The organism is Pseudohaemophilus parahaemolyticus (genome assembly GCF_938021905.1).
Lineage (GTDB): Bacteria > Pseudomonadota > Gammaproteobacteria > Enterobacterales > Pasteurellaceae > Haemophilus_A > Haemophilus_A parahaemolyticus_B.
The window spans coordinates 73893-89009 of the sequence record NZ_CALIFA010000030.1; the positions used below are offsets into that span (position 1 = coordinate 73893).

The following is a 15117-nucleotide window of genomic DNA, read 5'->3' on the forward strand; positions in this document are numbered from 1 at the left end:
CCTATGCTAAGAGCAACACAGTTGCTACAATTTCTTAATCAATAAATTAAACACCCAACAGCAATCCATCATCCGCTAATTGTTCGTGGCGGTTTTGTTGGAAAAGTTGCAATAGATCGGGCACATCCATTTGTTTACGCTTTTCGCCAGACACATCAAACGCAACTTGCCCTTGATGCAACATCACAGTGCGATCTCCATATTCTAGTGCTTGTTTCATTGAATGGGTTACCATTAAAGTGGTTAGTTTCTGTTCTCGAACAATTTTATCAGTCAGTTGCATCACAAAATCGGTTGTTTTTGGGTCGAGTGCTGCGGTGTGTTCGTCCAGCAAGAGAATACTTGAGGGTTGAAGCGAGGCCATCAATAGGCTCACTGCTTGCCGCTGACCGCCCGATAAACGCCCCATTCGATCGGTTAAGCGGTTTTCTAAGCCTAAACCTAACAGAGCCAATTTTTCACGGAAAATTTCACGTTGTTGGCGTTTAATAGCAAATGAAAAACCACGTTTTTGCCCGCGTTGATAAGCTAGTGCCATATTCTCTTCAATGGTAAGATCTTCACACGTACCCGCCATTGGGTCTTGAAACACGCGAGCAACACGATTCGCACGTTGCCAGCTGCTACTTTGATTCACATTCTGACCTTGAATTAAAATCTCACCGCTATCCACTGAACAATCGCCACTAATCGCATTCAGCATAGTAGACTTCCCCGCTCCGTTGCTACCAATAACGGAAACAAATTCGCCTTGCCCAACTGTTAATGATAAGCCTTTTAATACTGAGTTTTCAATTGCCGTGCCTTTATTGAAGGTAATGAATACATTTTTTAGCTCAATCATCATTAACCCCGTTTTGCCAAAAAGCGTTGTTTTAATTTTGGTAATACTAACACAAAAACGACCAAAAGTGCTGTAATTAAATTCAGATCTTGCGGCCCGAAACCAATCGAATTTAACGCTTCATTATTCAAGGCTAATGCAATAAAACCACGATACAACACCGAGCCAATTAAAACTGCAGTAGTTAGCCAGATAATACGTTTTGCTGAGAATAATGCTTCGCCGATAATAACCGCCGCCAAGCCAATTACGATTGTGCCCACGCCGATGGAAATATCCACTCCACCATTGCTTTGTACATACAATGCTCCAGCTAAAGCAATCAAGCCGTTAGAAATTGCCATCCCTAAAATGGTCATTTTATTGATGTTAATCCCTTGTGCTTTTGCCATTCGGGTATTAGTACCTGTCGCTCTTACAGCCAAGCCGATTTGAGTTGAGAAGAAAAGGTCAAATAAAATTTTGGCAATAATCACCACAAAAAACGCCATCAACAAACGCACTAATGCAAGTTGCACATCATCTTCAATGGGCATCACATCATAAATTGTCGCTTCACCAAGTAAGGCAAGATTTGGCATTCCCATAATGCGAAGATTGATGGAATAAAGGGCAATCATCATTAAAATACTGGAAAGCAATTTTTCGATTTTAAAGCCAATGTAAAGGCTTGCCGTAATCACACCTGCCAATGCACCTGCTAATGTGCCCAAAAGTGTCGCAATCCAAGGATTTAGACCTTGCAAGATACAAACCACGCAAACTGCTCCACCTAAAGGAAAAGAGCCATCTGCGGTTAAATCAGGGAAATCTAAAATTTTATAAGAAATCAACACGCCCAAAGCAACAAGAGCATAAATCAAACCAAGCTCCAACGCTCCAATCCAAGAGATATTGCTTAAAAACTGCTGAAGAAAGTGAACGAGAATATCCATTGTAAAATTATTTTGCAAATTACACTACTAAACTAGTACGGTGATTTTAAGGGATTTCACAAAAATTTGCAATTTTTCCGCAAATTTAGCCACTTGAGCCAAAAAGAAAAACGAAGAGAATCTTCACTTTACTATCTTAGACTAACGACTTACCATTGATAAAGTGTTCAATTTGACTAAAATTCATAAAGATTTATTTAAATCATTTTTAGTTTCAAAAAAAAGTAGGAAGAACACATTTTTTTCTTTTCTAAGAGCAAAATATTTTCTTCATCACATACTAATTCAATATCTCGCACACTTTCTTGGCGAAGAAGAAGTATAACGTGACAAGGTCTCACATAAGTCCTGCTCTTTTTTTTAAAGAATAATAGAGGCATTGGGCAAAGATATTCCGTTAAATCTAATTGGTAGTTTCGCATAATTCTGGCAAAAAATAACCGCTTCATCTGGAACGATCAAGCGGTCGAGTTCTATTCCTTTTCAGTTAATGTCGTTTTATCACTAAATACAATCAATCTTGCCACTTTATATACTTCAATTTTTTCTTGGGTATTTAAAAAAGCAGGACGATACTTTTCTTCAATTTTCGCAAAAGGAATTTGTAAATTGAGTGACAATGACTGTTTAGGCTGTAAGGTATTTTCTAGATCTAACTGCATATCTTGACTATAAACAACTTGGCGATTATGAACATAAACACTGATCCACTGAATGTTAGCCATAGGTTTATCCGTATTATTCGTAATCTTATATTTAAATTGAGATAATGCCTGCCCATTTTGGTCAATAATTATCTCTCGTTCTTGTGTTGTAATAGTCAAAGCATTTTGCATAGAATACGAGGCTTGATTCTCTTTTACTTCACTGTTTTTAGGTGCTGCAATAGCAAAAGAAACATTAAAAACAAATGTTGATAAGGCTATCCAGTTTAATAATTTCATTTAATTACCCTTTTATTTTTCTGCGTTCTGCCATTACTTGCCCTATTTCCGCTAATTTTTCTTGAGAGAGATGTTCCTTTCCTAATTCAAATAATGGCTCCTCAAGTGGAATATGCAAATCATAGCCCGAAATAAACCGCTTGATTAACGCCTCATCCACAGAATTTCGTTTATCCTCTAATAATTCTCTCAATTGAATCGCCAGTGCATCCCAACTCTGATGCAAATGAATATGCTGACTTTCAAGTGCATCAATCTGTTCTTGTGCTTGGGGGTAAACAGCCACCAATGCGGGGAAGAAATCCCGTTCTTCGTCCTCATGATGCAACGGTGCAGAAACGTTAAAGTAGGTCAAAATCTGTTGTACATCATTTTTTACCGCCTGATTCACACCATGCTCAGCCAAATAAGCAGGTAAAATTTGTAACTGCTTGCAAAAGCGTTTTACCTTACTATGACAAGCATAAAGCATATCAACTGGCTCTGCCCAAGTTGCGAATTGTTGTGGTTCAAATTGTTGCATATTATGCCTCTTTTTTAAATAAACTTAACAAAAACAATGCCCCCGCACACACTACTACTGATGGTCCTGCAGGGGTGTCTTTAATCCCTGAAAATAGCAGTCCGAGAGAGACCGCAATAATGCTAAAAACAGTGGCATAAATAACCATTGCTTCTGGTGTGCGAGCGAAACGTCTTGCCGTGGCAGATGGAATAATTAAAAGTGAAGTAATAATTAACGCCCCAACAAATTTCATACTCAAGGCAATTGTTAATGCGGTAAGAAGCATCAGTAATAATCGCACACGAGCAACATTCAATCCTTCAACTTGTGCCAATTCTGGGCTAATCGTAATAGAAAGTAGTTTAGACCAGAAGAAGGCTAAAATTCCACCAATCACAATGACACCAATACCGATAAAAATAACATCGTTAAAGTTGATCGCCAAAAGATCACCAAATAGGTAAGACATTAAATCTACGCGGACATTATCAAGCAAACTAATCGTAATCACCCCAAGCGAAAGGCTGCAATGGGCGATAATGCCGAGTACGGTATCGACTGAGTAATTGGTTTTGTGCTCAAGCCAGACTAAAGCCATTGCGAGAATAACTGTCATGACGATCACAGCAATATAAGGATCAACCTCAAGAAAGATGCCTAGTGCCACGCCAAGCAGTGCCGAGTGAGAAAGCGTATCGCCAAAATACGCCATTTTCCGCCAAACAACAAAAGCACCAAGCGGTGCGGTAATCATTGAGAGTAATAAGCCTGCAAGCCAGGCAGGAAGTAGAATATCAAGCATAATGTTACAGGCAGTCAAATTTGCAAATATTTCTGCAAATCCCACCACTTTCCTCTATTTATATTGGACTATCTATATCGTTTTTGTGGGCTTTGAATATCTTGTACCTTCAGCCACGCCATTTTTTCTTTGATCTGTTTTTCCATTCCACGCTCAGTTGGAAAATAGAATGCTGTATCTTTCAACTCAGGTGGGAAATAATTTTCACCTGCGGCATAAGCGTTCAATTCATTGTGAGCATAACGATACTCATCGCCATAACCCAGTGATTTCATCAACTGTGTTGGTGCATTACGTAAATGCTCTGGCACATCATAATCTTTCGCCTCTTTTGCCAAACGTTTTGCCTCATTGAACGCCGTATAAACTGCATTGCTTTTTGGGGCAACAGCCAAATAAATGACCGCTTGTGCAATAGCTCGCTCACCTTCATAAGCTCCTACTCTGGTATAGCAATCCCAAGCGTTAATTGCAATTTGCATCGCACGTGGATCGGCATTCCCAATATCTTCAGAGGCAATGGCTAATAATCGGCGTGCAACATAAAGTGGGTCACCGCCTGCAGTTAAAATGCGGGCATACCAATATAATGCACCATCAGGCGAAGAGCCTCGAATAGATTTATGTAGTGCTGAAATTAGATCGTAATAGTGATCTCCTCCTTTATCAAAACGGGCTTGTCGTTCGCCTAAAATTTCTGTTAACAAGGATTTATTGAGTAACTTGCCTTTTGCGGTCGTTTCCGCCATATCCGACATTAACTCTAAGCAATTTAATGCATAACGAGCATCACCATTCACATAATCGGCAAGTAAATCAAGTACTTCATCTTCAAATACAAAAATCTCGCTACCCAAGCCCCGCTCTTTATCGGTCAAAGCTTGCTCTAATACACTTAGAATATCTTGCTTTTGAAGTGGTTTGAGAATGTAAATTCTAGCCCGAGAAAGCAAGGCATTATTTAATTCAAAGGATGGATTTTCGGTTGTTGCACCAATAAAAATAATCGTGCCATCTTCAATATGAGGCAAAAACGCATCTTGTTGGCTTTTATTAAAACGATGCACTTCGTCCACAAACAGCACCGTTCTTCTACCTGTTTGCTGATTTAATTTTGCTTTATCAATGGCTTCACGGATCTCTTTAATGCCAGATGTTACTGCTGAAAGACGCTCTACTTCTGCATTCAGATGATACGCAATAATCTCTGCTAATGTGGTTTTACCCGTGCCAGGGGGACCCCAGAAGATCATTGAATGAGCTCGTTGCATTGCAATCGCTTTTTGCAGTGGCTTGCCTTCGGCAATTAGATGCGATTGTCCACGATATTCTGTCAGTGTACGAGGGCGCATTCGGGCTGAAAGCGGTCGAAAATCTTCAGCAAAATCTAAAGAGAGAGTGCTCATTTTTCCCTCCTCTAACGTAAACGTAATTGACGACGAATTTGTCTCATGAGCAAGAAGACCCAAGGCCAGAGAATACCGCTAATTACTGCTCCAATAATTTCTTGACTATTGAAAGTAGCAGAATGCAACAGTGTTCCAATTAAATAGATAAAAATGCGAATGGCAATAATATAAGCAATTACAATCACACCTTGTAACCAAAGAGAGAGATTTCGCAAAATAAGATGGTGTTTTGCAACAAAATAGATCGCTATAGAAAGCACAAGTGCGTGAACACCAAGCACTGAGCCTAAAATCAAATCCCAAATGATGCCAGCTACAAAAGCCGTACCCACACTGACTTTATCAGGCAGTGCCAATGCCCAATAAATCAACACAAGAATAAGCCAAGAAGGGCGAAAGCCTTGCAAACCAACAGGCCAAGGCATAATTTCTAAAATCAAGGCGACCACAAAAATAAACGCCAACACAATAATTTGGAAAAGTGGATGCTGTCGCATTATTCTGCTCCCTGTTCAGTATGATGTTCTTGGTCTTGCACAGGTTCTGGTTGGGCTGCAGGGTTATCCGAAGCTTCATCTGTTTGATCAAGAACCTCTGGTTTCTCTTCTGACTTATCCTCAACCTGCTCTTTCTTATTTGTTAAATTACGCAAACGATCAATTGGGCTAACGCTACGACGACGCTCTTCAACCACCTCTCGCACTTCTTGGGGAGAAAGGGCTTGGGCTTTACGCATTTCGTCGTTAATTGGCCAAAGTAACAGCAAGTAACGCAAGCGGTCTAAAGAAGCAAGCGGTTTTGCAATAATTCGAGCAAATTGGCTTTTTGTATCATTGGTTACACTTTCTACAATTGCTACGGGATAACCTTCTGGAAAGCGACCACCTAAGCCCGAAGTAACAAGTACATCGTCTTTCACAATATCAGTCGAACGAGGCAGATTATCGATAACAAGTTCGTCATTATGCCCTGTACCATTTGCAATGCCTCGCACATCATTACGTAATACCTGCACAGGCACAGCATGAGTAATATCGGTAATCAGCAACACGCGGCTCATATTCTCGCCCACAGAAATTACTTGGCCCACAACACCGCGTTCGTCAATTACCGCCTGCCCAACATAAGCACCTGTTTTTTGCCCTTGATTGATAACTACTTGCTGGCGATAAGCATCCATCTCTGAGGTTAAAACTTCAGTGATTTTCTTATATTCATCTTGACGCAATGGTGAGCCTAACAGCAAACGCAGACGTTGGTTTTCAACTTTTAGCTGATCGAGTAACAACAAATCGGCATTTTTCTCGCGAAGTTGCTCTTTTAACACTCGGTTCTCAAGCTGCAATTTGTTAGTATCAATAAAATTATCACTGATGCCATCTAACACAGAGCGAGGTGTATTGGCAAAATAATATAAGCCACTGACTGCGGTTTCGAGCATATTACGAATTTGGATCATCGCACTGCTTCGACCATCTAATGTAATCAGCGTGATTGAAATACAAATTGCAAAGAAGAGGCGAACCCCTAAAGAGGGGGCTTTCGCAAAAATTGGCTTCATAGAGTTGCTAATAAAATGAAAAGAGTTGGGGTTAAATAGAAAATGGACATAAGCTGATGTCCATTTCTATTTTTGAATAATTAGCCGATATTACTCATCATGGCTGAAAACATCGCCACCATGCATATCGATCATATCTAACGCTTTACCGCCACCACGAGCCACACAAGTTAGAGGCTCTTCAGCTGTAACCACCATTACGCCCGTGCTATCTGATAACAAGCGGTCTAAATTTCTTAATAAAGCACCACCGCCAGTTAATACCATACCACGTTCGAAAATGTCAGCTGCTAATTCTGGTGGGCATTGTTCTAACACAGCTTTTACTGCATCTACAATTCCAGTTAATGGCTGTTCGATTGCTTCTAACACGTGTTTTGAATTTAAAGTGAACGTACGAGGAGCTCCTTCTGCAAGGTTATGACCGTGTACTTCCATCTCTACAATATCATCATCATTTTCGATTTTTGCTGTGGCAATCTCTTTTTTAATGCGCTCTGCTGTTGCTTCACCAATTGCTGAACCGAAGTGACGACGTACATAAGCGATAATCGCTTCATCTAATTTATCGCCACCGATGCGCACAGAGCTTGAGTACACAATACCATTTAATGAAAGCACAGCCACTTCGGTTGTACCACCACCAATATCAATAACCATAGAACCTGTTGCTTCATGGACTGGCAATCCAGCACCAATAGCTGCAGCCATTGGCTCTTCAATTAAATAAACTTCACGAGCACCTGCACCAATTGCAGACTCTTTAATTGCACGGCGTTCAACCTGCGTTGCACCTGCTGGCACACACACTAACACACGAGGGCTTGGACGCATAAAGTTATTGCTATGCACCTGTTTAATAAAATGCTGCAACATTTTTTCTGTTACAAAAAAATCAGCAATTACGCCATCTTTCATCGGACGAATCGCCATAATACTTTTTGGCGTACGACCAAGCATCAATTTTGCATCTGAACCAACAGCAGCAATACTTTTTAACGATCCCATTCTATCCTGACGCACTGCCACTACAGAAGGCTCATCAAGCACAATACCCTGTCCTTTTACATAAACTAACGTATTTGCTGTACCAAGATCGATTGATAAATCGTTAGAAAATAATCCAAGAAATTTTTTAAACATAAAAAGAAATCCGTTATTTATTGTTATTCACGCACCACCGACCGCTCCAAAGCGATCCAAAAATTGCCGTATAATATAGCAAAAAATAGGCATTTATTTCAACGAATAATTTGGACGTTTTGAGATAAACTTTACTTAAAGTTGCATTATTAAACGCCAAGCATAAATGACAAGACTTGCTGCAATCACAAACATTATCACACCCGTAATAAAATCTAGCATCTGCCAAGTATGGCGTTTAGCAAGGTAAGGGGCAAAAAATCCCGCTCCATAACCTATCCCAAAAAACCAAATGAATGAGCAACTTAATGCTCCAAATAAAAAAGCAATTTTCTCGCTGAAAGCGAGTTTTCCTCCAATCGCACCTAAAATCGCTACCGTATCAATATAAACGTGCGGATTTAAAAACGTAACCGCAAAAGTAACCATCAAGATACGTTTTAAACTTGTTATATTTTCACTACTCTGCGTTAAAGCTCCATCTGCTTTAAATATATTTAGAAAAGATCGACTTCCATACGTAAAAAGAAAAACAGCTCCAAGAATAGCTAGAAGCAAGCTCACAACAGGTAATCGACTAATCAATTCTCCAAGCCCTAATACACCAACCGTCATCAAAAACACATCGCCTAGAAAACAAATTAATGCAACAGCAAAAACGTGCTGTTTTAAAATGCCTTGCTTAAGTAAAAAAGCATTTTGTGCCCCAATGGAAACAATCAACCCAAAGCAAACAATTAGACCTTGAATAAAAAACTCCATTATACTCTCCAAAAAATAAGCGATTCATTTTCGTAAAACTCTTACAAAAATCAACCGCTTGTATATTTTAAATCAACTTATTACTCAACTACTTGCCCTACAATTGAGCGGGTATCCAAACGCACTTCCGTAAGTTTTACTTTCACTTTCTGCCCGATTTGGTAGGTTTTTTCGCCTTTGATGTAAATCGCTAACTCTTCAGGGCGGAAATCCATTTCGGCTTTCTCATCGTGAAGGCTTGAGAACGGGACAAAAATAGAGGCGCCATTTTCAATCACTCTTGCACGCAAACCACCACGGGAAACATCAGCAAGTTCGCACTCAAATTCAACCGCTTGTTCCACCATTGGATGCAAGTAGCGAGCGTAAAGCCAATCTGCAATATCGCGTTCTACCATTCGGTTTTGCTTACGTGCTTCTTGCAAGCGGTCTAAAATACTCTGCTCTACACCATGTACCTCTTTATCTACCAACACTTGCTTAATTAAACGGTGATTTACCATATCGCCATATTTACGGATTGGTGAAGTCCAAGTCGCATAATGGCTAATACCCAAGCCAAAGTGCGGAGCAACTTCTGCTTTAAATTCAGCAAACGTGAGATAGCGACGCAAACGTAGTTCCAAGAAGTTTTCAGGGAACTCGCGCACATCACGTTGCATTGCACAATAGCCTTCTAATGTTGCCAATTTTTCTGCCGAATAACGATCATTAAGCTCAGAAAGTTGATCTTCTGCTGTGGTTTCATCGGTTAAAGTATTTAACAAGAAGGTTCTAACGGCTTCCATATTTTTCGGGTCGAAGCCTGCGTGCGTGTTAAATACGCCCGTTTTTGCGTGATTTGCCAAGAATTGTGCCGCACAAATATTGGCTATAATCATACACTCTTCGATGATTTGGTTAGCAATACGGCGGAATTCTAAGTGAATTTCACGCACAGAACCATCTTCATTTAACTCAAATGAATAATCGCCTTGCTCATTGAACATCAAGGCATTTTCTTTACGCCAGTTGATGCGAGCTTGGGTGAATTGATATAGCCAATCAATCTGCTGTTTCACTTGTTCATTTTCAGGCTGCCACGCATTTTCCACGCTCTCCAAATAATCTGAAACATGGTCGTAAACCAATTTTGCTTTGCTCTCTACCCACGCAGAAACAAACTCCACCTCTTTGCTGATATTACCCGCTAAATCGGTTTCGATATAACCCACTAATGCAGGGCGTTTCGCATTAGGCACAAGTGAGCAAAGATCATCCGATAATTCACGCGGTAACATTGGAATGTTAAAGCCAGGTAAGTAGTTGGTAAAACAACGTTGGCGAGCCGCTTTTTCAATCGCTGAATTTTCAGGAATATAGGCAGTCGGATCGGCAATTGCCACCACTAAACGCCAACCTGTTTGCGTACCATTTTCTTCAATTGGCTTGATAAACAAAGCATCATCCATGTCTTGCGTACTTTCGCTGTCAATGGTGGTGAAATAAAGATCGGTTAAATCTTGACGTGTTAATTCATCATTTAAACTATAACTTTTCTCGGTTGCCACAGGCTCACGCGGTTGTTCGTGGCGAGCCAACGTTACCCACCACGGGGCGAAATTATCGCTTTCGTGGCAAATAAATTGCGTCACTTGAGCAAAGAAAAAGCGATCATCACGCAATGGGTGGGTTTTAAGTTGCGCCACAACCCAATCGCCATTTTCCAATTTTTCTTTTACACTTTTGTGCGTATTGGCTGAAATGATATTTTTAATGCTTGGATGATCCACCACAAGCTGTAATTTACCCTCGCGATTGTAGCGAACTTGAGCGATAAAGCGCTCTAATATCGGTTCAATTAAGCTATCAATTTCTACTGAAGCCTTATCACCCTCACGTTTTACCACCGTTTTTACGGTATCACCGTGCATCACTTTTTTCATTTCCGTAGGCGGAATAAAAAAGCTCTCTTTTTCGCATTCTAAAAAGCCGTAAGATTTATCGGTCGCTTTAACGCGTCCTTCCGCATATTCTTTATTAGCTTCCATTTGTTGTTTTAATTGAGTCAAAAGGGGATTGTTTGAAAACATAATTCTCTCTTAATAAAAAGCCCACCCTGTACAAGGGCGGGCAAAAATGGTTAATTTTAGTTCAACTTAGGCAATTATTCCGCACTAATATCACCCATTGCCACGATGCTAAAACCTGCATCTACGTGAACCACTTCACCAGTAATACCACCAGCTAAGTCTGAACATAAGAATGCAGCTGAGTTACCCACATCTTCAATCGTTACAGTACGGCGTAAAGGAGCTGTTTTCTCAAAATTAGACAACATTTTTTTGAAGTCTTTAATACCAGAAGCTGCTAAAGTACGGATTGGACCTGCAGAAATCGCATTTACACGGATACTTTCTTTACCTAAATCTGCTGCCATTACGCGTGTACTTGCTTCTAATGACGCTTTTGCTAAACACATTACGTTGTAGTTAGGAATTGCACGCTCAGCACCTAAGTATGAAAGGGTTAATAACGCTGAGTTAGGGTTTAAAAATGGGCGAGCCGCTTGTGCCATTGCTACAAAGCTATATGCACTAATGTCGTGTGCAATGCGGAAACCTTCACGCGTTGCTGCTGCCACATAGTCGCCATCTAATTGGTCTGCTGGTGCAAAACCAATTGAGTGAACGAAACCGTCAAATTTTTCCCAACGTTGGCTTAATTGTGCGAAACAATCTGTGATGTTTTGATCTTCGGCAACATCCATCGGTAAAATGATGTCTGAACCGAACTCTTTTGCGAACTCTTCTACACGACCTTTTAATTTATCGTTTAAATAAGTGAACGCAAGTTCCGCACCTTCGCGGTGCATCGCTTGTGCAATACCGTATGCGATTGAACGATTGCTTGCTAAACCTGTGATTAAAATGCGTTTACCAGTTAAAAAACCCATAATTTTTCCTCTTTAAAAATTTTTGCAAATTATATAGAAATTTCGACCGCTTGGGGGATTATTTCTGCTTGGTCGGACGTTTCCAGCCTTGAATATGTTTTTGTGCCACGCGGGTGATGACTAATTCGCCTTCGCCTACGTTTTTGGTAATGGTCGCACCTGCACCAATGGTTGCACCTTTGGCAATTTCCACAGGAGCAACTAATTGGCTGTCTGAACCGACGAATACATCATCACCAATAACGGTTTTGAATTTGTTTGCTCCATCGTAGTTGCAAGTAATCACGCCCGCACCTACATTCACATTGCTACCAATTTCTGCATCGCCAATGTAGGTTAAGTGATTCACTTTTGAGCCTTTACCCACAATCGCTTTTTTGATTTCCACGAAGTTGCCCACGTGTGCTTCTTCGGCTAATTCTGCCCCTGGGCGTAAGCGTGAGAATGGACCAATCGCTGATCTAGCTCCAACTACCGCATATTCTAACACAGAATAAGGTTTAATTTCAACGTTATCGCTGATCACCACATTTTTCAATACGCAACCTGCACCGATTTTTACATTGTTGCCAAGTTTAATGTCGCCTTCTAAAATCACGTTCACATCAATGGTCACATCTTTACCGTGTTCAATCGTTCCGCGAATATCGAAACGATTTGGATCAAGTAAAGTCACACCTGCAAGCATCAATTTTTCAGCTTGTTTTTTTTGGTAAAAACGCTCAAGAGTAGCTTGTTGCTGACGGTTATTTACACCCTCAACTTCTAAAAATTCCGTTGCTTGCACTGCTTGCACTTGATTGCCTTCTGCATTCGCCATCGCAATCACATCGGTAATGTAATACTCACCTTGGGCGTTGTTATTATTTAAATTGCCCAACCATTTTTTAAAACTTGCACCACTTGCAACCATTACGCCAGTGTTGATTTCTTGGATTTTGAGCTGTTCTGCATTCGCATCTTTTTGCTCAACAATCGCCACCACAGAACCATTTTCACGAATAATACGACCGTAACCCATTGGGTTGTCTAATTCTACAGTCAATAATGCGATCCCATTTTCAGGTTTCGCTGCAATGAGGCGTTCTAATGTTTCTTTTTGAATTAATGGACCATCGCCATAAAGCATTAAAACGTTTTCATCATCTGCAAAGAAAGGGGCAGCCTGCTGCATCGCATGCCCTGTGCCAAGCTGTTCTGCTTGGAAAACCCAATTCACAGGCTCGGCAGCTAAACGATCTTTTAATAAATCTGCACCGTGACCGTAGATTAAGTTGATTTGACGTGCATCAAGTTGTTTTACCGTATCAATCACGTGTTTTACCATCGGTTTGCCCGCAATTGGGTGTAATACTTTTGGTAAGTCAGAATACATACGCGTACCTTTGCCCGCGGCTAAAATCACCACGCTTAATGGTTGTGTCATAAAAATGTCCTTTTAAAAGAAAAATTAGGCATATTCTATCAGAAAATAGAGCCCTACAACAGTAGGCAAAATTACCTTATAAATCATATAATTACATATATGAATTTCATTTGCGAAACTTTTTCTTCCTGCTTAATGGGTAAACGCAAAATTCAAATGCATCTCAAAAAACTACTTTCCCTTTACAAAATTAAACTAGGGGGGCTGTACTAGATAACGACTAAAAATCCCATTTAGATTAAAATAAACTCATTGAACTGTTTGTCGCAGGTGTCACAGCAAGAACAGTCAGTGAATTGGTTAATGTAAACAAAAATACAGCCGCTTATTAATTTCATCAATGACGCTTACTCATCTATCAAACAAGCCCACATTTGGAAATATTTGAAGGCGAGATTGAAGCCGATGAAAGCTATTTCGGCGGTACTTGAAAAGGCAAACATGGTCGCAGTGCCGTGGGAAAAGAGAGAAAAACTGGAACAAATAGAAAACAAGAACTTGATGAGCAACCAATCAGCAACAACCAGCTTTTTGCTAAATTGTGCGAAGTGGAAAAGTTGCTCACCAAGCCAAAAGTAGAAAAAGGCTTATGGACAATTCAAGATATTGCCGATTATATGGGGTTTTCTTATGGACACGTATTCAAAAACATTATCCCCGATCCACGTTTCCCTGCTCCCATAGATATTGAAAGCCGAACCAATAAAGACCCCAAAAAACTCTTTGTGAGTGAGGAAATAAAGGCTTTTTTTGCCCGACACAAACGCAAGAAATACACCTAATCCAGCAATCCTGCCACATCACTCATATCTGGGGCGTAATAGGTATTCAGCAAAATCTTAATATCTCTATGCCCTGATATTTTGACAAGCGTCATCACATCAACCTTTTTCGCCAAACGAGATAACGCCTCTCTTCTTGTGTCGTGAAAATGTAAATCCTCCTCTACTAGGCCCGCCAACTCTTTCATCTTACGGAAAATAGCATCGTGCGATCCTGATTTCACCTGAAACACAGTCGGATTTTCTTCACTTTTCACCCTTTCCAAATGTTTCAAAATTTTCAGCACCATTGATGAAAGCGGAATAGTACGGGCAAACCCATTCTTCGTTTTAGGCAAAAAAGCGGTAGATTTCTCAAAATTCACATCTTCCCACTTTAAATGACAGATTTCCCCCGCCCGCATTGCCGTTTCAATCGCAAACAGAACAGAAGCACCTACCCTGCTGATCATTGTTTCGGGTAGGTTCTCGAAATCAAAGCCAGATACAAACAACAAGCGGTCGATTTCTTCTTGAGAATAACGTCTTGTGCGCGGAGGTGGCTCTTTGGGCTTTTCCACCAATGAAAGTGGATTATTTTTCAGAAATTCCCACTTAATTGCCTGCGTAACCACCGCAGATAAACTTACCCGTTCACGTAACACGCTTAATACCGACACTTCGGTCAAACGCTGTTCCTGCCATTTTTCAAAGTCCGCTTTACTCAACTCTTCTAGAGGCACTCTTCCCAAAGGTGTTTTTGCAATCCGATTTAACCGCAACGCTTCAGACCTTGCCCCACCTTTACTTGGTGTTACCTCGTCGACATACTTATCAATCAATTCAGCAAATGTCATTTTCGGAACGGGCGAATATTCCCCCGCATCAATCTGACTCTCAATACTCAATAAATAAAGCCCATTTACTTGCTTCGGTTTTAGTAGCAAAGGTAGCATTTTTGCGAATACCTTTTTTATTGATTTGCCCCCGCCACTTATCCCCACGTTTAATTATTGTTGCCATTTTATTCCCTCACTTGGTGTAATTTTGGTGTAGTAAAATATAAACCAGAATAAAAATAAACAAAATA

14 protein-coding genes and 2 pseudogenes are annotated in these 15117 nt (G+C 40.4%); 2 read left to right on the top strand and 14 right to left on the bottom strand.

The window, feature by feature from the left end; translation table 11 throughout:
* Positions 1-46: 46 nt before the first annotated feature.
* From QMF79_RS03130 to glmU, 13 genes are all read right to left on the bottom strand, one after another.
* The gene (locus tag QMF79_RS03130) at positions 47-844 is read right to left on the bottom strand and encodes an ABC transporter ATP-binding protein (RefSeq protein WP_005705545.1); all 798 of its coding nucleotides are present in this window, start codon (positions 842-844) and stop codon (positions 47-49) included.
* Between the two features lie 2 nt (positions 845-846).
* Entirely contained in the window at positions 847-1779 is a 933-nt protein-coding gene (locus QMF79_RS03135) for an ABC transporter permease (protein WP_281772732.1), read from the bottom strand.
* 473 nt (positions 1780-2252) lie between these two features.
* A complete protein-coding gene (locus QMF79_RS03140) occupies positions 2253-2723 on the bottom strand; it encodes a hypothetical protein (protein ID WP_281772733.1) in 471 nt (156 codons plus the stop codon).
* 4 nt (positions 2724-2727) lie between these two features.
* Positions 2728-3246, bottom strand: a complete 519-nt coding sequence (locus QMF79_RS03145; protein WP_281772734.1) for a hemerythrin domain-containing protein — start codon at positions 3244-3246, stop codon at positions 2728-2730.
* A gap of 1 nt (position 3247) precedes the next feature.
* Positions 3248-4030 carry a zinc ABC transporter permease subunit ZnuB gene (gene znuB / locus QMF79_RS03150; protein WP_281772746.1) on the bottom strand — a complete coding sequence of 261 codons (783 nt, stop codon included), beginning with the start codon at positions 4028-4030 and terminating at the stop codon, positions 3248-3250.
* 68 nt (positions 4031-4098) lie between these two features.
* Positions 4099-5436, bottom strand: coding sequence for a replication-associated recombination protein A (locus QMF79_RS03155; RefSeq protein WP_281772735.1), 1338 nt, complete (start codon positions 5434-5436; stop codon positions 4099-4101).
* Positions 5437-5447: 11 nt separating this feature from the next.
* A complete protein-coding gene (gene mreD / locus QMF79_RS03160; RefSeq protein ID WP_281772736.1) occupies positions 5448-5936 on the bottom strand; it encodes a rod shape-determining protein MreD in 489 nt (162 codons plus the stop codon).
* Complete coding sequence (gene mreC / locus QMF79_RS03165) at positions 5936-7000, bottom strand: rod shape-determining protein MreC (RefSeq protein WP_281772737.1); 1065 nt, start codon at positions 6998-7000, stop codon at positions 5936-5938. The genes mreD and mreC overlap by 1 nt, the downstream gene beginning before the upstream one ends.
* Positions 7001-7090: 90 nt before the next feature.
* A complete protein-coding gene (locus QMF79_RS03170; RefSeq protein WP_281772738.1) occupies positions 7091-8143 on the bottom strand; it encodes a rod shape-determining protein in 1053 nt (350 codons plus the stop codon).
* 135 nt (positions 8144-8278) lie between these two features.
* Positions 8279-8905 (bottom strand): LysE/ArgO family amino acid transporter, encoded by a 627-nt coding sequence (locus tag QMF79_RS03175; RefSeq protein ID WP_281772739.1) that lies wholly within the window; start codon positions 8903-8905, stop codon positions 8279-8281.
* An 80-nt stretch (positions 8906-8985) separates the two neighbouring features.
* Complete coding sequence (locus QMF79_RS03180; protein WP_281772740.1) at positions 8986-10977, bottom strand: exoribonuclease II; 1992 nt, start codon at positions 10975-10977, stop codon at positions 8986-8988.
* A 74-nt stretch (positions 10978-11051) separates the two neighbouring features.
* Positions 11052-11840 carry an enoyl-ACP reductase FabI gene (gene fabI, locus QMF79_RS03185; RefSeq protein WP_111427228.1) on the bottom strand — a complete coding sequence of 263 codons (789 nt, stop codon included), beginning with the start codon at positions 11838-11840 and terminating at the stop codon, positions 11052-11054.
* A 58-nt stretch (positions 11841-11898) separates the two neighbouring features.
* Entirely contained in the window at positions 11899-13266 is a 1368-nt protein-coding gene (gene glmU, locus QMF79_RS03190) for a bifunctional UDP-N-acetylglucosamine diphosphorylase/glucosamine-1-phosphate N-acetyltransferase GlmU (RefSeq protein WP_281772741.1), read from the bottom strand.
* 251 nt (positions 13267-13517) lie between these two features.
* On the opposite strand from glmU, the pseudogene QMF79_RS03195 reads away from it, so the two are divergent.
* Positions 13518-13694 (top strand): annotated as a pseudogene (locus tag QMF79_RS03195) (IS1595 family transposase); the annotation flags it as partial.
* Positions 13695-13721: 27 nt separating this feature from the next.
* Positions 13722-14048 (top strand): hypothetical protein, encoded by a 327-nt coding sequence (locus tag QMF79_RS03200; protein WP_281772742.1) that lies wholly within the window; start codon positions 13722-13724, stop codon positions 14046-14048.
* Here the strand turns inward: QMF79_RS03200 and QMF79_RS03205 are convergent.
* A pseudogene (locus tag QMF79_RS03205) lies at positions 14045-15050 on the bottom strand (tyrosine-type recombinase/integrase). The gene QMF79_RS03200 and the pseudogene QMF79_RS03205 sit on opposite strands and share 4 nt — an antisense overlap.
* Positions 15051-15117 lie beyond the last annotated feature (67 nt).